A 20,817-nucleotide genomic window follows, 5' to 3' on the forward strand; every position below is an offset into this window, starting at 1 on the left:
CGGACCCGCCTACGACTCACGCCTCGGCGAGCGCCTCGATGGGGGCGACGCGCGTGGCGAGCCGGGTCGGCACGACGGCCGCGACGAGGGTGAGCACGGTCGTCGCCGCGATGATCGCGAGCACGGGGATCGGCGGGATCGCCGGGAGCACAAAGGTCGGGTCTGACGGGCGGGTGGGATCGATCGGAATGGAGCCGAGCAGCGACTGCGCTCCGGCCCAGCCGTAGACGATGCCGAGCAGCAACCCGGTCGCGGTGGCCGCGATCGTGATGTGAGCGGCCTCGCGCAGCACCATCGCTCGCAGCTGCGCGTTCGAGACACCGAGGGTGCGCAGCAGTCCCAGCTCGCGGCGCCGCTGCACGACGCCCAGTGTCAGCAGGTTGACCAGACCCACACCCGCGATGACAGCCGACACGGCCACGAGTCCCATCATCACGGCGGAGAACGTGTCAAGCACACGCGACAGTTCGTCCGGCATGGATCCTCCGCCTTCGGCGGTGAGCACCGCCTTCGTCGAGGCGATCGCGACGGCGAACATCGTGATGAGCGTGACGCCCATGACGACACCGATCGCCATCCGACTCGACCGCTCGGGGTATCGAATCGCGTTCTGGGCCGCCAGCCGTGACATGGCCGAACGGCCGAAGATCGCGCCGACCAGGCGCAGAACCGGCGGCATCACGACGGTCGCGCCCAGCGCGAGCCCCGTGAAGGAGAGCACGCCGCCGAAGAAGGCGATGATCACGCCCGTCGGATTGATGAGGCCGTACGCGATCCCCCCACCGATCAGGAGGGCTCCCAGCACCAGCAGGACCAGCGCCGTGGCGTTGCGTCCGGTGCGGCGGGCGGCGCGGGCGTAGGGCGCTTCCACGGAGCCGCCGAGCGCCTCGAGGGGCGTCACCGTGAGCACCCGCCGCGAACCCGCCCATGCGGCGGCCCACGTGGTGAGCGCGACGATCACCGCGGGGACGACCAGCATCGGCTCGACGGGCGTGAAGGAGATGTCGAGCCCCAGCATCCAATCGGCCGCTCCGACCCCGATGATCGCGACCAGCGTTCCGCCGACGAGACCGGCGACCGCCCCGATCGCGCCGACGATCAGGCCCTGTCGCGCGAGCTCCGTACGCTGCGAACGCGCCGATGCGCCGATGAGGCGCAGCAGGGCGATCCGCCGCGTCCGGCCGGCGACGACCGTGGCGAAGGTGTTGGCCGTGACGATGCCCGCCACGTAGACCGCGACGCCCACCAGCAGGACGGTGAGGAAGCTGAGGACGAACGCGAGCGTGCCGCTGTCGCCGATGTACGGGTCCGCCCGCAGGAGCGCGGCGATGTATCCGGTGGCGGAGATGAGGATGACGCCGAACGCCGTGGAGATGGCGGAGACGAGGATGCTCGCCCCCATCCCGCGTTCGCGCAGCCAGGCGAGGGGCGCTGCGCCCCTACCGGATGCGGGCAGCACGACCGCGCTCACGCGACGGCTCCCTGCTCCGCGGCGAGCATGAACGCGGCGATCTGCTCGGCGCTCTGCCCTCGGTGGTCGGCGACGACGCGGCCGTCGCCCAGATAGATCACGCGGTCCGCGTGGCTCGCGGCGATCGGATCGTGGGTGACCATCGCGATCGACTGCCCGTGCTCGCGACTCGCCGCCCGGAGCAGCGCCAGCACCTCGCGACCGGTTCGGGAATCGAGGTTGCCGGTCGGCTCGTCTGCGAAGAGCAGATCGGGCGCCGTGGCGAGCGCGCGGGCGATCGCCACCCGCTGCTGCTGCCCGCCGCTGAGCTCGTGGGGACGATGGGTGAGACGCGAACGCAGCCCGAGCGTCTCGACGAGCATGTCGATCCGCGCTCGCTCCATCGCCGACGGGCGACGGTCGTCCAGGTCGAAGGGGAGCGTGATGTTGCCCATGACGTCCAGCGTCGGCACGAGGTTGAAGGACTGGAACACGAAGCCGACTCGGCGGCGCCGCAGGACGGTCAGCTCGCGGTCGCCGAGGCCGGTGATGTCGGTGTCGCCGATCCACACGGATCCGCTCGTCGGGGCGTCGAGGCCGGCCATGATGTGCATGAGCGTCGACTTACCGGAGCCGGAGGCTCCCATGATGGCGGTGAACTCACCGCGACGGATGCCGACCGCGACGTCGTCGAGGGCGCGGACGGTGCCGGCGCCGCTGCCGTAGGTCTTCGTGAGCCGCGAGACGCGCGCGGCGAGGCCGAGTTCGCTGGAGGAGATGTGCATGTCTCCGACGCTATGGATCGGGCGGGATCGGCCGCGTCGCCCGCCCGGCGTATCCGCATCCTTCTGGCGGATGATTCGCCGAGGGCGGTCTCAGCGGGCGGGGCGGGAAGGGTCAGACGAGGCCGTGCTCGAAGGCGAAGACGACGAGCTGCACGCGATCGCGCAGCGCGAGCTTGGCGAGGATGCGGCTGATGTGCGTCTTCACGGTCGCCTCGGACAGGAACTCCCGCTCCGCGATCTCGGCGTTGGAGAGCCCGCGGGCCGCGAGCGCGAAGATCTCCCGTTCGCGGTCGGTCAGCGCCTGCCAGGCCGGCGGCACTGCGACGGCCGGGGGCGAGAACTGTGCGAACAGGTCGCGCGTAGCACTCGCGGCGATGACAGCGGAGCCCGCGTGCACCGTGCGGATGGCGGCGAGCAGGAACTCGGGATCCGCGTCCTTCAGCAGGAACCCGCTGGCCCCCTCTCGGATGGCGCGAGCCGCCGCCTCATCCAGATCGAAGGTCGTCAGCATCACGATGCGGGGCGCGTCGGCGTCGCGCAGCAGTTCCGCCGTGGCCGCAAGACCGTCGAGACGCGGCATCCGGATGTCCATCAGCACGACATCGGGGCGCTCTCGGCGCACCACCTCGATGGCCTCGACGCCGTCGCCCGCCTCGCCCACGACGCTCAGGTCGGGCTGCGAGTCCACCAGCATGCGGATGCCGGCGCGGAAGAGCGCCTGGTCGTCGACGAGGACGACGCGTACCGGTGCGCTCACGCCGCGACCCCGATCGGCAGATGCGCGTCGACGACGAAGCCGCCGTCGGTGGCACCGGCGAACAAGGTTCCGCCGACCAGCTGCGCGCGCTCGCGCATCCCGACGACGCCGTGCCCGCCGGCGTCCTCGAGCATCCGCTGCTGCTCGCGGGCCGGGGAACGCAGCGCATTGCGCACGGTTGCTCGCACATGATCACTCTGCCACGCGAGCCAGACCTCCACGGGGCCCTCGCCGTGCCGCAGGGCGTTGGTGAGCGCTTCCTGCAGGATGCGGAACACGGCGAGCTGCACGGCCGCCGGCACATCCTGCGGCGGCACCGGCGCGATCTGCACCCGCAGATCAACGCCCGCCGCATGGACCTGGGCGAACAAGCCGTCGAGATCCGCCAGTGTCGGCTGCGGCCCGGCCCCCTGCTGATGGCGCAGCTGGGTGAGCAGCAGGCGTACATCCGTCAGCGCGGAACGAGCGGTGGACGAGATCGTCCCGAGCGCGGTCGTGGCGGCGGCGGGATCGGCCGCCGCCGCGTAGCGGGCGCCGTCGGCCTGCGCGATCACCACCGCGAGGGAGTGCGCCACGATGTCGTGCATGTCACGGGCGATCCGCATCCGCTCGGACTCGATCGCCACCTGCGCGCGCGCCGCGTCCCTCGCCTGCCGGGTCTCTCTGGCACGCGCCGCGGTGCGCACCAGCGCACCCGCGGTCCACGACAGCCCGAGGGCGAACAGCGCCGCGAGCATGACGAACACGGCGATCGGAAGGCTCCGCCAGTCGAGTCCGGACGAGACGACGTAGGAGTTGACGAAGACGAGGTAGATCGCGATGGCCGCAGAGCCCGCGACCGCGGAGGAGAAGCCGAGCCAGAACAACAGCCGCGTCCCGTATGCGGCGGTCGCGTAGAGCACGACGAAGATCGCGACGTTGCTGAGCATGGGCTGCAGCCCCAGCGCCATCTGTGACAGCGCGCTCACCCACGCGACGGCCAACGCCAGGAACGGCGAGAACCGGCGCAGCCCCAGCGCCACCGCCATGCCGAGCGACACCAGCACGCCCCACACCTGGTCGCCCGAGGAGGGCGTGTAGAACAGGAAGCCCGTGACGCCGAAGAACCCGAACGCGAGGACGGCGTCGACGAGCCATTGCACGGGCGAGAGCTGGCGGAACACTCTGACACGCTACGCGGACGCCGGCGGCACCCGCATCCGTCCAGCGATGTATCCGGTGCTCAGCGACCGGTTGCTCGCGCTGCTGCGGCGAGGGCGGACGCAGCCCCCTCGGCGTCACCGGATGCGATGAGTCCCGCCGTCACGCGCACGTGCGGCGCGTGCGCCTCCCCCGCGACGAACGGCGCACCCGCGGCGACCACGATCCCCGCGGCGGCGAGCTCGACCAGGGCCGCGCGCTCATCGAGGACGGGCACCCACATATTGATCCCGTCCGCAGGCACGAGCGGGACGCCCTCTCGCCGAAGCGCCCCCACCATCGCCTCCTGCCGATCCCGGTAGGCGAGGCGGGCGCGTTTCACGGCCGCCACGGAATCCGGACGGGTGAGCATGTCCAGCAGCACGCTCTGCAGCAGGCGCGATGTCCACCCCGGGCCCAGCATCCGGCGCGCGATCACGCGGTCCAGCATCCGGGCCGGCCCGCCCATGGCGGCGATGCGGAGGTCGGGCCCGTGGGATTTGGAGAAACTGCGCACCTGGACGACCTGGTCGGGCAGCCAGCGCGCGAGCGTCACCGCGGGCGCCATCGCGATGAGCCCGGAGTGGTCGTCCTCGACGATGAGCACCCGATCACCGTCGCGCGCGGCGCGGATCGCACCCGCGAGCTGCTGCGCCCGCATCGCGGTCATCGAGGCCCCGGTCGGGTTCTGCGCCCGCGGCTGCAGCAGCACCGCCGACGGATGCCGCGCGAGGGCGCGGGTGAGGGATGCGGGCACCATCCCTTCGTCGTCGACCTCGACCGGCACGGCTTCGGCGCCGAGCGCATCCAAGAGGTCGAAGAAGTAGGGGTATCCGGGAGACTCGATCGCCACGCGGTCGCCGAAGCGCACAGTCTGTTCCATCACCCGCGCGATCCCGTCCATCGCGCCGTCGACGACGGTCAGCGTCTCCACCCGCGAGGGCCAGCTCTCCCGCAGCATGTCCGCGAGCTCGGGAAGGACGGGAACATCGTGGTAACGCCCCGCGCCCGCCCGCAGATCGACGCGCTCGAAGGCTGCGCGCAAGGGCGGCAGGAGGGCGGGGTCGGGCATGCCGGATGCCAGATCCCACCCGGCGGGCGCCGCCCCTGACAGCCCCTTCACGCGCGGGGTGAGCCATGCCCGACGGGGCGCGCGCACGAAGCTCCCCGCCCTCCCCCGCGACACGATGACTCCGGCACGGGCGAGCGCCTGCCAGGCGGCGCTCACCGTCGCGGGACTCACCGAAAGCGCCGCAGCGACCTCGCGCACCGTGGGCAGACGATCGCCGGGCGCGAGCACGCCGTCGGTCACCAGGCGTCCCAGTTCGCGGGCTATTCCCTCGGGACTGCGCTCACCCGCCGCGGCGATCCGCGCTCCGACCGGGTCTTTCGCCGATTCACTCACGGGCGCACCATTAACCATCACGTCACAGGCTGAAACCGAAGAGAAATGTTCAGTCAGAAAGATAACAGAACGGGGATGACCCGCCGGAATCACTCCGGTCCCCGTCGCTGCCAGGGTCCTCCACGAGAACAACCGGGAGGCGATGATGACGACGGTACGCGCAGCGATCACGCAGACGACGTGGACGGGCGACAAGGCGTCCATGCTCGACAAGCACGAACAGTTCGCTCGGGATGCGGCAGCCGCCGGCGCCCAGGTGATCTGCTTCCAGGAGCTGTTCTACGGCCCCTACTTCGGGATCACCCAGGACAAGAAGTACTACCGCTACGCCGAACCCGTGGACGGTCCCATCGTGCAGCGGTTCACCGCCCTGGCGAAGGAGCTCTCGCTCGTGATGGTGCTCCCGATCTACGAGGAGCAGCAGACCGGCGTCTATTACAACACCGCCGTCGTGGTGGATGCGGACGGCTCGATCGCGGGCATCTACCGCAAGAACCACATCCCGCACGTCGAGAAGTTCTGGGAGAAGTTCTACTTCCGTCCCGGAAACCTCGGCTACCCGGTCTTCGACACCGCTGTCGGCAAGGTGGGCGTGATCATCTGCTACGACCGTCACTTCCCCGAGGCGTGGCGCGAGCTCGGCCTGAACGGTGCGCACCTCGCCTTCAACCCCAATGCGACCAAGCCCGGCCTCTCGAACCGCCTCTGGGAGGTCGAGCAGCCGGCAGCGGCCGTCGCGAACGGCTACTTCGTGCTCGCGCCGAACCGCGTGGGCCGCGAGGACAACGAGTACGGCGACGATGCCGTCACCTTCTACGGCAAGAGCCAGATCGTCGACCCGCGCGGCAACTACGTGGGCGAGCTCGGCTCGGGCGAGCACGAGGAGATGCTCATCCGCGATCTCGATATGGACCTCGTGCAGCAGATGCGCGACGACTGGCAGTTCTTCCGCGACCGCCGCCCCGACACCTACGACGAGATCACGGCACCCTGAGAGGCGGAGCGATCATGACCACCACACTCATCACCGGCGGCACCGTCGTCTCCGCCACCGGCCGCGTGACGGCCGACGTCCTCGTCGACGGCGAACGCATCGTCGCCGTGCTCGCGCCCGGATCCCAGCTGCTGGGCAGCGACCTGACCGCATCCGTCGACACCGTCATCGACGCGACGGGGAAGTACGTCATCCCCGGCGGCATCGACGCCCACACGCACATGCAGCTGCCCTTCGGCGGCACGAGTGCGTCCGACACCTTCGAGACGGGCACGCGCGCCGCAGCCTGGGGCGGCACGACCACGATCGTGGACTTCGCCGTCCAGCGCACCGGCGAGCGCGTGCAGGACGGACTCGCCCATTGGCACGAGCTCGCCGCGGGCAACTGCGCGATCGACTACGGGTTCCACCAGATCGTCGGCGGCGTGGATGCGGACGCGCTGGCGGCCCTTCCGGGGCTCATCGACGAAGGCATCACGAGCTTCAAGATGTTCATGGCGTACCCCGGCGTCTTCTACGCGGACGACGCGCAGATCCTGCGCGCCATGCAGGTCGCCGCCGACACGGGTCTGCTCACGATGATGCACGCCGAGAACGGCCCCGTGATCGATGTGCTCGCCGAGCAGCTGGTCGACGCAGGCAAGACCGATCCGTACTTCCACGGGATCGCTCGCGCCTGGCAGGCCGAGGAGGAGGCGACGCATCGCGCGATCATGCTCGCGAACCTCACCGGCGCGCCGCTGTACGTCGTGCACGTGAGCGCGAAGCAGGCCGTCGAGCAGCTCGCCACGGCGCGGGACAAGGGCCAGAACGTCTTCGGCGAGACGTGCCCGCAGTACCTGTACCTCTCCCTGGAGGAGCAGCTGGGTGCCTCGAGCGAACAGTGGGGGGCGTTCGAGGGTGCCAAGTGGGTCTGCTCCACACCGCTGCGCGCACGGGCGGAGGGCCACCAGGACCACATGTGGCGGGCCCTGCGCACGAACGACCTGCAGATGGTGTCCACCGACCACTGCCCGTTCTGCATGAAGGGGCAGAAGGAGCTCGGTCTCGGCGACTTCCGCGCGATCCCCAACGGGATCGGCTCGGTCGAGCACCGCATGGACCTCATGTACCAGGGAGTCGTGACCGGCGAGATCACGCTCGAACGCTGGGTCGAGCTGACCAGCACGACCCCCGCGCGCATGTTCGGCATGTACGGGCAGAAGGGCGTCATCGCGCCCGGCGCGGATGCGGACATCGTGATCTACGACCCGAACGGGCACACCTCGATCGGCGTCGACAAGACCCACCACATGAACATGGACCACTCCGCCTGGGAGGGATTCGAGATCGACGGTCACGTCGACACGGTCATCGCGCGCGGCAAGATCGTCGTCGACGCTGGCCGGTACCTGGGGCGGGCCGGCGACGGCCGGTTCGTCAAGCGCGGCCTGAGCCAGTACCTGATCTGATGACACGCTCTCGTTCCGTCTCGCGACTCTCGCTCAACGACCGGAAGGTGTGACCCATGGACTTCGGCGTCGTCCTGCAGACCAACCCGCCTGCATCCCGCACCGTCCAGCTGTCGCAGCTGGCGGAGGCGCACGGCTTCAGCCACGTCTGGACGTTCGACTCGCACCTGCTGTGGGAAGAGCCCTACGTCGTGCACTCCGCCATCCTGAACGCGACCAAGCGCATCACGGTCGGCCCCTTCGTGACCAACCCGGCCACCCGCGACTGGACCGTGACCGCATCCGTGTTCGCGACGCTCAACGAGATGTACGGCAACCGGACGATCTGCGGCATCGGACGCGGGGACTCGGCCGTGCGCGTCACGAACGGCAAGCCGGTCTCGATGTCGGAGCTGCGCGAGTCGATCCACGTCATCCGGGAGCTGGCCAACTCACGTCCCGTCGAATACAAGGGCGCGACGTTGCAGTTCCCCTGGAGCCGCGGGTCTGAGCTCGACGTCTGGGTCGCCGCCTATGGCCCGCTCGCGCTGAAACTGACCGGAGAGGTCGGCGACGGCTTCATCCTGCAGCTGGCCGACCTCGACATCGCGGGCTGGATGATCAAGGTCGTCAAAGAGGCCGCCGCGGCTGCCGGCCGCGACCCCGACAGCATCGCGTTCTGCGTCGCGGCCCCCATGTACATCGGCGACGACCGGGAGCACATGCGCGACCAGTGCCGGTGGTTCGGCGGCATGGTCGGCAACCACGTCGCCGACATCGTCGCCAAGTACGGCACGTCGGGCGAGGTGCCGCAGGCGCTCACCGACTACATCGCGGGACGCACCGGCTACGACTACAACAGCCACGGCCGGGCGGCCAACGATCACGTCGACTTCGTTCCGGACGAGATCGTCGACCGGTTCTGCCTGCTGGGCACCGCCGAGGAGCACATCGCCAAGCTCGAGGCGCTGCGCGAGATCGGGGTCACCCAGTTCGCGGGCTATCTGCAGCACGACAACAAGGAGGAGACGATGCGCGTGTACGGCGAGCGCGTCATCCCCGCCCTGACCGAGCACATCACGGCGAAGCGATGATGACGCGCCGCGCGGCCGCCGCGATCTGGGGCGTGGTGGGCGTCGCGGCCGTCATCGCCCTCTGGGAGCTGTACAAGTTCCTGGGGCCCGCCGACGGGGTGACCATCGGAGGCGACGGTTCGACCGGCAGCGGCGTGATGATCCTGCCGCGCACCCACGATCGCGCCATGCCGCACGTGTGGGAGATGGTCGCCCGACTGTTCGCCTCGACGAGCGGCGGCGACACCCCGCCGCTGTGGGTGTCGGTGCTGTCGGCGGGAGGCGTCACGCTCGGCATCGCCGCGGCCGGATGGGTGATCGGCGTGCTCGTCGGCGGCGTCCTCGCGATCGCCATGCAGCGCTGGCGGCTCGTGGAGTGGGGGCTGCTGCCCTGGATCGTCGTCAGCCAGACGGTGCCGCTCATCGCCTTCGCACCGGTCGTGAACGCCCTCGGCGGGCAGCTGGCCCGCGAGGGGATCCCCTGGCCCCAGTGGCTGTCGGTCGCGGTCATCGCCTCCTACCTCGCCTTCTTCCCCGTCGCGATCGGCATGCTGCGCGGTCTGCAGGCGCCCGACAGCATCCACATCGACCTGCTGCGCACCTATGCGGCGGGCTACGGCACGACGCTCTGGCGACTGCGGCTGCCCGCAGCGGTTCCGTATCTGCTGCCCGCGCTGCGCCTCGCCGCGGCCGCCGCCGTGGTGGGCGCCGTGGTCGCAGAGGTGTCGATCGGCATGCGTGGCGGGATCGGACGCATGCTCATCCAGCTCGCGGGCCAGGCCTCGTCCGACCCGGCCGCCCCCTGGGGACCCACCTTCGGCACGATCGCCCTCGGACTCGTCGCCGCCGCATCCGTCGCCCTCGTGGGAATCGGACTCAAGAACTACCGCAGAGGCGAGGAGATCGCATGAGCACCGCGTCCGCACCGGCCGTCCGCGCCCGAGACGTGGGGAAGGTCTTCCCGACCCGCAGCGGCGACGTCGTCGCACTCACGGATGTCGATCTCGACGTCGCGCCGGGCGAGTTCGTCTCGCTGATCGGCCCCTCGGGATGCGGCAAGTCCACCCTGCTGCGCCTGATCGCCGACCTCGACGGCGCGACGACGGGCGCGCTCGAGATCTTCGGCAAGCCCGCCGTCACGGCCCGGCTCGACCAGGATTACGGAATGGCCTTCCAACAGGCGGGCCTGCTCCCCTGGCGCACGATCGCCGAGAACATCGCCCTGCCCCTTCAGATCCAGAGGGCCACGAAGGCGGAACGCACGGCGCGCGTCGCCGAACTCGCCGAGCTCGTCGGCCTGACAGATTTCATGCAGCACTACCCCGACCAGCTCTCCGGCGGCATGCAGCAGCGCGTCGCGATCGCGCGATCCCTCGCGACCCGGCCGAAGCTCCTGCTCATGGACGAGCCTTTCGGGGCGCTGGACGAGATGACCCGCGAGAGGCTGCAGAGCGAGCTGACCCGCATCGCCGCCGAGACCGGGGCCGCCGTCGTCTTCGTGACGCACTCGATCCCGGAGGCGGTGTTCCTGTCGGATCGCGTCGTCGTGATGAGTCCGCGCCCCGGCCGCATCACGAGCATCATCCCGACACTGTTCGATCGGGAGCGCGATGAGGCGTTGCGGGAGTCCCCCGCCTACTTCGAGAAGGTCACCGAGGTTCGCGAAGCCCTGCACGGAACGCCCGCGACGAGGGCGAACGAGCGATGAGCGCGGCCGGAGTCGAGCGTCGGCTGCCGTCGTGGCTGCGCATCGTCGCGCCGGCCGCCGTCGCGCTGCTCGCCCTGGTGGTGTGGGTGCTCATCGTCGATGTGGCCGACGCCGCGCCGCGCATGCTTCCGAGCCCGTTCGCGATCCTCGAGGAGTTCTTCGCGCGCTTCTCGATCATCGCCCCCGACATGGCGATCACCGCGACCAACGCGCTCGTGGGCCTCGTCGCAGGAACCGCGCTGGCGATCCTCCTGGCGGCACTGGCCGCATCGGCCCGGCCGATCGACGGCATGCTCGCCCCTCTCGTCGCCGCCCTGGCCGTCATCCCGATCGTCGCGCTCACCCCCATCCTGAACACGATGTTCGGCGCCTCGAGCCAGTTCGGCCGACAGGCCGTCGCCGCCATCGCGGCCTTCGTCCCCGTCTTCGTCAACGTGCTGCGAGGCCTGCGCCAGACGCGTCCGGTGCAGCGCGACCTGCTGCGCGCATCCGCCGCGACGCGATCGCAGACCTTCCGGTTCCTCACCCTGCCCACCGCCCTTCCTTACCTGATGTCCGGGATCCGCATCGCCGCATCCCTCGCGGTCATCTCCGCCCTGGTGGCCGAGTACTTCGGCGGACCCGCCGACGGCATCGGCACCGCCATCGCCAGTTACGCGAAGTCGGGCCGCGCCGCCCTCGCGTGGGCGTTCGTTCTCGGCGGCATCCTCATCGGCCTTCTCTTCTTCCTCGTGACGAGCCTCCTGGAGCGGCTGTCGACGAGGCGGGCCCCGGTCTGACCGGAGGCGTTCCATCGCACCACCTGGCACCACCGAACCCGAAAGGAACAGCATGAGACACAGCATTCGACGCGCCCTCGTCGCCGTATCCGCCGTCGGCATCGCCTCGATGGCGCTGGCTGCCTGCGCAGGCGGCGGATCCGATGCGCCGGCCGCCTCCGGAGACTCCGAGGTCGAGCCGCTCACCTCCATCAAGCTGCAGCTGCAATGGCTGCCCCAGGCCCAGTTCGCCGGCTACTACGTCGCCCTCGACAAGGGCTACTTCGAAGAGGAGGGCTTCGACGACGTCGAGATCGTCCCCTCCGGCGGCGACATCGTCCCCCAGGACGCACTCGTCGCGGGCGACGTCGACTTCGCCGTCGCGTGGGTGCCCAAGGTTCTCGGCACCCTCGAGGCAACGGGCGCCGAGCTCACCGACATCGCGCAGGTGTTCCAGAAGTCCGGCACCCTCCAGGTCTCCTGGGCAGACAGCGGCATCACGTCCGTCGCCGACTTCGAGGGCAAGCGGATCGGCTCGTGGGGCTTCGGCAACGAGTGGGAGATCTTCGCCGCCATGGCTGCGGACGACCTCGATTCCACCTCCGTCTCGATCACGACGCAGGACTTCAGCATGAACGCGCTGCTGGACGGCGACGTGGACGCGGCGCAGGCGATGACCTACAACGAGTGGGCGCAGGTGCTGGAGGTCGTGAACCCCGCGACGGGCAAGCTCTACCAGCCGGAAGACTTCAACGTCATCTCCTACGAGGACACCGAGGGCGCCATGCTCCAAGACGCCCTCTGGGCCGACACGGCACGCCTCGCCGACGACCCCGCCTACGCGGACGCCGCCGTGCGGTTTCTGAAGGCGGTCACGAAGGGATGGATCTTCGCGCGCGACAACCCCGAGGAGGCCGCATCCATCACCTACAACGCGGCGATCAACGCGGAGGCCGCCTTCCCGGTCGGACCGGTGCACCAGCTGTGGCAGATGAACGAGGTGAACAAGCTCATCTGGACCGACGACGCATTCGGTGTTGTGAACGAGGATGCGTGGAAGAAGACGGTCGCCGGCGCCCTGAAGGCGGTCAACCAGGACGGTCTGAACCTCATCACCGAGGAGCCCGCCGACACGGCGTACAGCAACGAGTACATCGAGAAGGCGTTGCAGGAACTCGAAGCCGAGGGGGTCGCGGTCGAGGGGACCTACACGCCCATCGACGTGACGCTCACCGAAGGCGGTAAGTAGGATCCGCGGTGGGGGCGACGCGCGCGTCGTCCCCACCGCTCATCGAAGGAGAAGAGCATGACCACCGATCTCGACCGCCGCGCCTGGGAACTCGACCGCGCCCACGTGTTCCACTCCTGGTCGGCGCAGGCGGCACTCGATCCGCTCGTCATCGCGGGTGGGGAGGGTACCCGCGTCTGGGATCACGCCGGCACGCGCTACCTCGACTTCTCCAGTCAGCTCGTGAACGTCAACATCGGCCACCAGCATCCGGCCGTCGTGGCCGCGATCAAGGAGCAGGCCGGGCTGTTGACGACGATCGCGCCCTCGACCGCGAATCTCACGCGGGGTGAGGCGGCCGAGCGCATCATCGCGCGCGCCCCCGAGGGATTCCACAAGGTGTTCTTCACCAACGGCGGCGCCGACGCGAACGAGAACGCGATCCGCATGGCCCGCCTCGTCACCGGCCGCGACAAGGTGCTCTCGCGCTACCGCTCCTACCACGGCAACACCGGCGCGGCCATCGTCGCCACGGGCGACTGGCGCCGCATCCCGAACGAGTTCGCCCGCGGGCACGTGCATTTCTTCGGGCCCTACCTCTACCGTTCGGAGTTCTGGGCGACGACACCCGAGGAGGAATGCGCCCGCGCCCTCCACCACCTCGAACGCGTCGTGCAGGCCGAGGGGGCGGCCACGGTCGCCGCGATCCTGCTGGAGTCGGTGCCGGGCACCGCGGGCGTTCTCGTGCCGCCGCCGGGCTATCTCGCCGGCGTGCGGCAGATCTGCGACCGCTACGGCATCATGCTGATCCTCGACGAGGTGATGGCAGGCTTCGGCCGCACCGGCCGCTGGTTCGCCTTCGAGGGCCACGACGTCGTGCCCGATCTCATCACCTTCGCCAAGGGCGTGAACTCCGGATACGTCCCCGTCGGCGGCGTCATCATCTCCGACCCGATCGCGGCGGCCTTCGATGAACGCGTCTTCCCGGGCGGTCTCACCTACTCCGGTCATCCGCTGGCGGCGGCATCCATCGTTGCGACCCTCGACGCCATGGAGGCGGAAGGGATCGTCGACAACGCGGCGCGCATCGGACGCGACGTCCTGGGCCCCGCGCTGCACGCGCTCGCCGAGAAGCACGACGTCATCGGCGAGGTTCGGGGCGAAGGCGTGTTCTGGGCGCTCGAGCTCGTCGGCGACCGGGGCACGCGCGAGCCTCTCGCCGCCTCCACGATGGGCGCGCTCAAGAAGGACCTCATCGGACGCGGGCTGCTCCCGTTCGTGCAGGACAACCGCATCCACGTCGTTCCGCCGTGCGTCGTGACCGACGAGGATGTGAGCGAGGCCATCACCATCTACGACGCTGCGCTCGCGGCCCTCTGATCCCCCACCCACGACGACGTGACAGGAGAAACGACATGACCCACACCCTCGGACACTGGGTATCGGGAAGCGACTGGGACGGGACCTCCGAGCGCACGGCGCCGGTCTACAACCCCGCACGGGGCACGGTGACGAAGCAGGTGCGACTGGCGAGCACCGCGGATGTGGATGCGGCGGTGACCGCCACCGTGGCCGCCTGGCCCTCCTGGCGCGACGCCTCGATCGCCAAGCGCACCTCCGTGCTGTTCGCGTTCCGCGAGCTGCTGAACGCCCGCAAGCAGGAGCTCGCCGAGATCCTCACAGCCGAGCACGGCAAGGTGCTCTCCGATGCGCTCGGCGAGATCGCCCGCGGCCTCGAGGTCGTCGACTTCGCCTGCGGCGTCGGCCAGTTGCTGAAGGGCACCTATTCGGAGAACGTCTCCACGGACGTGGATGTGTACACGCTGCGCCAGCCGGTGGGTGTCGTGGGCGTCATCAGCCCCTTCAACTTCCCCGCCATGGTGCCGCTCTGGTTCCTGCCGATCGCGCTCGCAGCCGGCAACGCCGTGGTGCTCAAGCCCAGCGAGAAGGACCCGTCCGCCTCCATCTGGCTCGCGCGCCTGTTCGCCGAAGCGGGGCTGCCCGAGGGCGTGCTCACCGTCGTCAACGGCGACAAGGAGGCGGTCGACGCCCTGCTCGTGCACCCCGAGGTCCGCTCGATCTCGTTCGTCGGCTCGACCCCGATCGCGCAGTACATCTACGCGACCGCCGCCGCGGCCGGCAAGCGCGTTCAGGCCCTGGGCGGCGCGAAGAACCACATGCTCGTGCTGCCCGACGCCGATCTCGACCTCGCCGCGGACGCCGCGGTCAACGCGGGCTTCGGCTCGGCCGGCGAGCGCTGCATGGCGGTCTCCGTGATCCTGGCGGTGGATGCGGTCGCCGACGCGCTCGTCGCCAAGATCACCGAACGGATGTCGACGCTGCGCACCGGAGACGGCACCCGCGGCTGCGACATGGGTCCGCTCATCACCCGAGAGCACCGCGACAAGGTCGCCGGGTACCTGGATCAGGCCGCATCCGACGGGGCCACCGTCGTCGTCGACGGACGGGGCATCGACGTCGACGGCGAAGCGGACGGCTTCTGGCTCGGCCCCTCGCTCATCGACCGCGTACCGCTGGACTCCGCCGTCTACCGAGACGAGATCTTCGGCCCCGTCCTCTCGATCGTCCGTGTGAGCGGCTACGAGGAGGCGGTCGACATCATCAACGCCTCGCCCTACGGCAACGGCACCGCGATCTTCACGAACGACGGCGGCGCTGCCCGCCGCTTCCAGCGCGAGGTACAGGTGGGGATGATCGGCGTCAACGTGCCGATCCCCGTGCCGGTCGCCTACCACTCGTTCGGCGGCTGGAAGGCGTCCTTGTTCGGCGACGCGAAGGCGTACGGCCCGTACGGCGTCTCGTTCTTCACCCAGGAGAAGGCGATCACGAGCCGCTGGCTGGACCCCTCGCACGGCGGCCTCAACCTCGGATTCCCGCAGAACGCCTGAGCGCGCCCGCTCTCGGGCCGCGTAGCCTGTTCGCACCATCACCACGCCGCATCCGCGGCCGACATCGACGATCGGAGGTTCCCATGTCCATCGACGCCGCCCACCCTTCCCGTGAGCTCAAGGCGATCATCGGCGAGCCCGAGGTCGTCGAGGACGCAGCGAGCCTCGCGATAGGCGTGGAGGACGATCCGGCCTGGCTCGAGCTGAAGGACGCTGCCGTCGCGCTGCAGGCAGTGCAGGCGAAGGACGGCTCGGTGCCCGAGGCGGAGGACCGCACGACAGCACGCGTGGAGGTCGAGCGGATCGTCGCGGCCGTGCAGGAGCTCGCCCCGCGCTTCCCGCACGACGCCGACTACCTGCAGGCCCTCGTGGGGGACTTCCTGCGCTGGTCGGCGGAGGACTTCGGCGTGCCGGACTTCTTCGACGCCCTCGTCGCCTTCCAGCCGCAGCTGCACCGGGTGGACGGGATGCGCCACCTCGTCGTGTTCCCGATGTACACGCAGAACGGCTCGCCGAACCGGTACATCGAGGCCGTGCTCGTCGAGGTCATCTGGCCCGAGTTCATCGCACAGCTCGAGACGCAGTACACGAACGCCCTGTTCGTATCGCTGCGACTGGTGGACTTCACGCCGGGCTACGACACGAACTCGGCCGTGCTGTTTCCCGAGACCGTGTCGATGCGCGAGGTGCCCGCGTTCACGTGGGGAGCGATCTTCCAGGACCGAGAGGCGGCGCGCTACCGCAGGGTGGTGGCGGCAGCATCCGAGATCACGAAGCTCGAGCTGCCCGAGGACGCGGCGCGGATGCTGACGGATCAGGCTCTGACCGAGCAGACCTTCGTGATGTGGGATCTCATCCACGATCGCACCCACATGCGCGGCGATCTGCCGTTCGACCCGTTCATGATCAAGCAGCGCATGCCGTACTTCCTGTACTCGCTGGAGGAGCTGCGGTGCGATCTGACCGCGTTCCGCGAGTGCGTGCTGATCCGCCGGCGCCTCGACGAGCGTGTCGCTGCCGGCGAGCAGCTGAGCGACGTCGACGAACGGATGCGGGAGCACGCCGGACTCGTGCTGTACGCGGTGCTCTTCGATCGCATCTTCCGCTTCGCGATCACCGGCACCCGGGTGCGCAACTACGACGGGCTCGGCGGCCAGCTGCTGTTCGCGTGGCTGCACCGCCGCGGCGTGCTGCACTGGACGGACACCCGGCTGCGCATCGACTGGGATCAGGTCCCGGACGCAGTCGTCGCGCTGGCGGACGCGATCGACGAGCTGTACTGGCGTTCTATCGACCGCCCGAAGACGGCTCACTGGCTGGCGGCGTATGAGCTCGTGAGCTCGGTCGTGACGCCGCATCCGGCCTCGGTGTGGGCGCGGGGCCTTCCCGACGAGGTGCTGTCGGGGCCGCCCGCGGGCTTCACCGATCAGGTGCTGACCGACGAGTTCCCGCTGTCGATGTTCTACGAGGCGCTGGAGAAGAAGATGCGTGACGTCATCGCCTCCACCGCCGGCATCCGCGCCGCCGACTGACCCGCCCCGAGCGGCCCGCCGCCGCATCCGCCCCTCCGGCATGTCCCACTTGCCGCAGTGCATGTCCCACTTACGGCAATCCGTGTCCCACTTCCTGCAGGTTTCGGCTCCGATGTCTGCAGAAAGTGGGACACGGTGCGCCGCCGCCGGCGTGCGGATGCGGGGGCGGGCCGACGTAGATTGGACGACTGTGACGACTCTGCATGACACCGCCGTGCGCGGCTTCGCCTCCGACAACTATTCCGGCGTGCACCCCGAGGTGCTGGCCGCGATCGCCGCCGCCAACGAGGGGCACCAGATCGCCTACGGCGAGGACGCCTACACGGCCCGCCTGCAGGAGGTCGTCACCTCCCACTTCGGCGAGCGCGCGGAGGCGTTCCCCGTCTTCAACGGCACCGGCGCGAACGTCACCGGCCTGCAGTCGATGCTGCCCCGCTGGGGTGCGGTCATCGCCGCATCCACCGCGCACATCAACGTCGACGAGGGCGGCGCGCCGGAGCGCGTGGGCGGCATGAAGCTTCTGACCGTCCCCTCGCCCGACGGCAAGCTCACCCCCGAGCTCGTCGACCGCGAGGCCTGGGGCTGGGGCGACGAGCACCGCGCACAGCCCCTCGTGGTCTCCATCACGCAGACGAGCGAGCTCGGCACGCTCTACACGCCGGACGAGATCCGGGCCCTCGCCGATCATGCCCACGAGCGCGGGATGCGGCTGCACCTCGACGGCGCCCGCATCTCCAACGCGGCGGCCGCCCTCGACGTGCCGCTCGCCGCCTTCACGACCGACGCCGGCGTCGACGTGGTGAGCCTGGGTGGCACGAAGAACGGCGCGCTGGGCGCGGAGGCGATCGTCGTGCTCGACCCCGCCGCATCCACCGGTCTCACCTACCTCCGCAAGCTCAACATGCAGCTGGCCTCGAAGATGCGTTTCGTCTCGGCGCAGCTCGTGGCGCTCTACGAGGGAGATCTCTGGCTGCGCAACGCCTCGCACGCGAACGCCATGGCCCAGCGCCTGCGCCAGGGCGTGGATGCGGGCCTCGCCGACGGCTCGATCCGCGGCGTCTCGTTCACGCATCCCACCCAGGCCAACGGCCTGTTCGCGATCCTGCCCGAGGGCGTGGCCGAGCGCCTGCGCGAGAGCTTCCGGTTCTACGACTGGGGCCCCGCCGACGGAGGCTCGGATCAGCGCGAGAGCGATGATGCGAGTGGCGGTGGGGAGGACGAAAGCCGCCGCGAGGTGCGCTGGATGTGCTCGTTCGACACGACCGAGGACGACATCGACGCGTTCGTGGCCGCGATCGCCCGCGAGACCACGCGCTGAGGCGTACTCAGGCGCCGGACGGGCGCCCGAGCACGAACGACGCCACCGACGGCCGCCAGTGGCGAGCCACGTAGTCGACGGCCTCGTCCACCCCGAGCGCGCGCGACGAGTTTCCCACTCGCACCCACAGTTCACGGGTCGAGCCGCCGTCCTTGGGCTGCGTGACGAACACCGGTTTTCCCGCCGGCCGGCACTGCACGAGACACACGACGACACCGTCGCCCGCCGTCCCGAACCGGATGCGGGGAAGCGCTGCGGCGTTGCGGCCGAGCGAGGTGGAGAGCATGTCGCGCAGCCACAGCTCGAACCTGTCGTGGTCGGGCGTGCGCAAGGTCTGCAGATCGCGCTCGAGGCCCACCGCTTCGCCCGCGTCGTTCGCTCCGATCACGAGGACACCGCCGCGCGAGTTGAGGAACGCCGCGACGGTCTTCGCGACCGCCAGCTCCATGCGCGGGTCCTTGCGCGACTCGCGCACGTTCCAGCGGGCGGTCTCCTTGAACTCCCGGCGCTCTGACTCGCCCGCGGCGAGCACCGCCGCCGCATCCGGCATCGTGCTCGTCCCGCGCACCGCGGCCACCGCCCCCGCGACCAGGAAGGACAGCCCGAGACTCGCGCCGGTCGCCAGCAGCAGCGTGCTGGGCATCCACAGCCGCTGCCCCGGAATGAACAGACCCGAGATCAGGGCGCCGGCGCTGACGCCGAGCACGCCGATGAGGGTCATCGTCGCCGTACCGAGCGACAGCCTCTCGCCGAACAGCCGGCGCAGCAGCATCGCGATGCCGTAGGCGACGAGCAGCACGACCGGCAGCGCGACGGCGAAGTCGACGAGAGAGGGACTCGCGGGCAACGAGGATGCGGCGAGCGGCATGTCAGCGCAGAGCGCCGACGCTGGCCAGGCCCAAACGGATGAGGGTTCCCCGGCCGCCCTCCATCTCGGCAGCGAGGGCGTCGGATGCGGCCTCCGCCGGCTCCATCCATGTCACTTCGAGGGCGTCCTGACGCGGCTCGCACGTGCCCGTGACCGGCACCACGAAGGCGAGCGAGACCGCATGCTGACGGTCGTCGTGGAACGCGCTCACGCCGGGAAGAGGGAAGTACTCTGCGACGGTGAACGGCGTCGGGCTCGGCGGCAGCAGCGGGAAGGCCATCGGGCCCAGATCGTTCTCGAGGTGGCGGAAGAGCGCGTCGCGCACGGTCTCGCCGTAACGCACCCGTCCCGAAACGATCGTGCGGGTCATCTCCCCCAGCGGCGTCGCCCGCAGGAGGATGCCCACCTGCGTCACCACGCCCATGCCGTCGGTGCGCACCGGGATCGCCTCGACATAGAGCATCGGCAGCCTGCGTCGCGCCTCGGCGAGCTCGACGTCGCTCAGCCACGCCGGATTGCCGGCGCTCCCGGGCAGCCCCCCGAGGCCCAGGGGATCGCGCGACGAGTCGTCGCCGGGCTCGTGGGGGTCAGGATCGGGCGTGCGGACCGGCATGTCTCCTGTATACCCCACCCGCCCGCCACGCATGGCGGATGGGGGTGGTGGGTAAGAGGATGGAGCGATGGATGCCACCCCGATGCTCGACGACGACGCCGTGCTGTTCTCCGACGACGACAACGCTGCCGATCGCCCGCTGCTGGTGCTGCTGCACGGCTACGCGAGCGACGAACGCGACCTCTTCTCGCTGGCGGCGCACCTGCCGGCGGAGTACCGCATGGCCGCGGTGCGCGCGCCGCTCGCACCGCCGTGGCCGTCGCCGGGCTACTCGTGGTACCCGATCGAGGGCCTGAACGGCCGCGACGCGCGAGCGATCACCGCCGGCGCCGACGCGCTCACCGCCTGGCTGGATCGCACGAGCGCGTCCGAGACCGTCGGTCTCCTCGGGTTCTCGCAGGGCGGCGCCATCTCGCTGCAGGCCCTGCGCCGGCAGCCGGAGCGCTTCGCGTTCGCGGTGAACCTCAGCGGCTATGCCACCCCGGGAGACCTCGACACGGATGCGGCGCTCGCCGCGCGGCGCCCACCGGTGTTCTGGGGGCGCGGTTCCGCCGACGAGGTGATCCCCGCGCCCCTGATCACCCACACGGCGCAGTGGCTGCCCGATCACGTCGAGCTCACCGGGCGCCTGTACCCCGGTCTCGGCCACTCCGTCAGCGCGGAGGAGCTCGTCGACATCCGGGCGTTCCTCGAACGGCAGCTCGCCTGATGGTCCTGCTCGGTCTGGACATCGCGCCCCGCGGTCGGTAGGGTCTTCGAGTCCTGCCCCTTCCGAAAGGTCGAACCGGTGTACTTCCTCGACGGCTTCCA

General features: G+C 70.0%; 19 protein-coding genes. 12 read left to right on the forward strand and 7 right to left on the reverse strand.

From position 1 onward, the window contains the following. Window positions 1-16: 16 nt before the first annotated feature. The 5 genes from SK224_RS02515 to SK224_RS02535 all read right to left on the reverse strand — a co-directional run bounded on the left by SK224_RS02515 (window position 17) and on the right by SK224_RS02535 (window position 5,576). Window positions 17-1,402, reverse strand: a complete 1,386-nt coding sequence (locus SK224_RS02515; protein ID WP_320433787.1) for an ABC transporter permease — start codon at window positions 1,400-1,402, stop codon at window positions 17-19. A gap of 65 nt (window positions 1,403-1,467) precedes the next feature. Then, the gene (locus SK224_RS02520) at window positions 1,468-2,235 is read right to left on the reverse strand and encodes an ABC transporter ATP-binding protein (RefSeq protein WP_320433225.1); all 768 of its coding nucleotides are present in this window, start codon (window positions 2,233-2,235) and stop codon (window positions 1,468-1,470) included. A gap of 112 nt (window positions 2,236-2,347) precedes the next feature. Further along, window positions 2,348-2,992 (reverse strand): response regulator transcription factor, encoded by a 645-nt coding sequence (locus SK224_RS02525; RefSeq protein WP_309734949.1) that lies wholly within the window; start codon window positions 2,990-2,992, stop codon window positions 2,348-2,350. Then, complete coding sequence (locus SK224_RS02530; RefSeq protein WP_320433226.1) at window positions 2,989-4,155, reverse strand: sensor histidine kinase; 1,167 nt, start codon at window positions 4,153-4,155, stop codon at window positions 2,989-2,991. The genes SK224_RS02525 and SK224_RS02530 overlap by 4 nt, the downstream gene beginning before the upstream one ends. Before the next feature lie 59 nt (window positions 4,156-4,214). Beyond that, window positions 4,215-5,576: an aminotransferase class I/II-fold pyridoxal phosphate-dependent enzyme gene (locus tag SK224_RS02535; RefSeq protein WP_320433227.1), complete on the reverse strand. Its 1,362-nt coding sequence runs from the start codon at window positions 5,574-5,576 to the stop codon at window positions 4,215-4,217. A gap of 145 nt (window positions 5,577-5,721) precedes the next feature. Between SK224_RS02535 and SK224_RS02540 the strand changes: the two genes are divergently transcribed. The 11 genes from SK224_RS02540 to SK224_RS02590 all read left to right on the forward strand — a co-directional run bounded on the left by SK224_RS02540 (window position 5,722) and on the right by SK224_RS02590 (window position 18,526). Further along, window positions 5,722-6,570 (forward strand): nitrilase-related carbon-nitrogen hydrolase, encoded by an 849-nt coding sequence (locus SK224_RS02540; RefSeq protein ID WP_320433228.1) that lies wholly within the window; start codon window positions 5,722-5,724, stop codon window positions 6,568-6,570. 14 nt (window positions 6,571-6,584) lie between these two features. Beyond that, a complete protein-coding gene (gene hydA, locus SK224_RS02545; protein ID WP_320433229.1) occupies window positions 6,585-8,021 on the forward strand; it encodes a dihydropyrimidinase in 1,437 nt (478 codons plus the stop codon). Window positions 8,022-8,077: 56 nt separating this feature from the next. Then, entirely contained in the window at window positions 8,078-9,094 is a 1,017-nt protein-coding gene (locus SK224_RS02550; protein WP_320433230.1) for a TIGR03842 family LLM class F420-dependent oxidoreductase, read from the forward strand. Continuing rightward, window positions 9,094-9,984, forward strand: coding sequence for an ABC transporter permease (locus SK224_RS02555; protein WP_320433231.1), 891 nt, complete (start codon window positions 9,094-9,096; stop codon window positions 9,982-9,984). The genes SK224_RS02550 and SK224_RS02555 overlap by 1 nt, the downstream gene beginning before the upstream one ends. After that, window positions 9,981-10,781: an ABC transporter ATP-binding protein gene (locus tag SK224_RS02560; RefSeq protein WP_320433232.1), complete on the forward strand. Its 801-nt coding sequence runs from the start codon at window positions 9,981-9,983 to the stop codon at window positions 10,779-10,781. The genes SK224_RS02555 and SK224_RS02560 overlap by 4 nt, the downstream gene beginning before the upstream one ends. Next, window positions 10,778-11,560, forward strand: a complete 783-nt coding sequence (locus tag SK224_RS02565; protein ID WP_320433233.1) for an ABC transporter permease — start codon at window positions 10,778-10,780, stop codon at window positions 11,558-11,560. The genes SK224_RS02560 and SK224_RS02565 overlap by 4 nt, the downstream gene beginning before the upstream one ends. Before the next feature lie 52 nt (window positions 11,561-11,612). After that, a complete protein-coding gene (locus tag SK224_RS02570; RefSeq protein WP_320433234.1) occupies window positions 11,613-12,788 on the forward strand; it encodes an ABC transporter substrate-binding protein in 1,176 nt (391 codons plus the stop codon). Between the two features lie 57 nt (window positions 12,789-12,845). Continuing rightward, entirely contained in the window at window positions 12,846-14,147 is a 1,302-nt protein-coding gene (locus tag SK224_RS02575) for an aspartate aminotransferase family protein (RefSeq protein WP_320433235.1), read from the forward strand. 35 nt (window positions 14,148-14,182) lie between these two features. After that, entirely contained in the window at window positions 14,183-15,676 is a 1,494-nt protein-coding gene (locus SK224_RS02580) for a CoA-acylating methylmalonate-semialdehyde dehydrogenase (protein ID WP_320433236.1), read from the forward strand. Window positions 15,677-15,759: 83 nt separating this feature from the next. Then, window positions 15,760-17,208 carry a DUF6421 family protein gene (locus tag SK224_RS02585; RefSeq protein ID WP_320433237.1) on the forward strand — a complete coding sequence of 483 codons (1,449 nt, stop codon included), beginning with the start codon at window positions 15,760-15,762 and terminating at the stop codon, window positions 17,206-17,208. Window positions 17,209-17,398: 190 nt separating this feature from the next. Next, a complete protein-coding gene (locus SK224_RS02590) occupies window positions 17,399-18,526 on the forward strand; it encodes a low specificity L-threonine aldolase (RefSeq protein WP_320433238.1) in 1,128 nt (375 codons plus the stop codon). A 7-nt stretch (window positions 18,527-18,533) separates the two neighbouring features. On the opposite strand, the gene SK224_RS02595 is transcribed toward SK224_RS02590, so the two are convergent. Then, a complete protein-coding gene (locus SK224_RS02595; RefSeq protein WP_320433239.1) occupies window positions 18,534-19,394 on the reverse strand; it encodes an ATP-binding protein in 861 nt (286 codons plus the stop codon). Window position 19,395: 1 nt separating this feature from the next. Then, window positions 19,396-20,007 carry an NUDIX hydrolase family protein gene (locus tag SK224_RS02600; protein ID WP_243231285.1) on the reverse strand — a complete coding sequence of 204 codons (612 nt, stop codon included), beginning with the start codon at window positions 20,005-20,007 and terminating at the stop codon, window positions 19,396-19,398. A gap of 67 nt (window positions 20,008-20,074) precedes the next feature. On the opposite strand from SK224_RS02600, the gene SK224_RS02605 reads away from it, so the two are divergent. Beyond that, the gene (locus SK224_RS02605; protein WP_320433240.1) at window positions 20,075-20,716 is read left to right on the forward strand and encodes an alpha/beta hydrolase; all 642 of its coding nucleotides are present in this window, start codon (window positions 20,075-20,077) and stop codon (window positions 20,714-20,716) included. Window positions 20,717-20,817: the final 101 nt, after the last annotated feature.

This window comes from Microbacterium sp. BG28, assembly GCF_034044005.1.
Classification (GTDB): Bacteria; Actinomycetota; Actinomycetes; order Actinomycetales; family Microbacteriaceae; genus Microbacterium.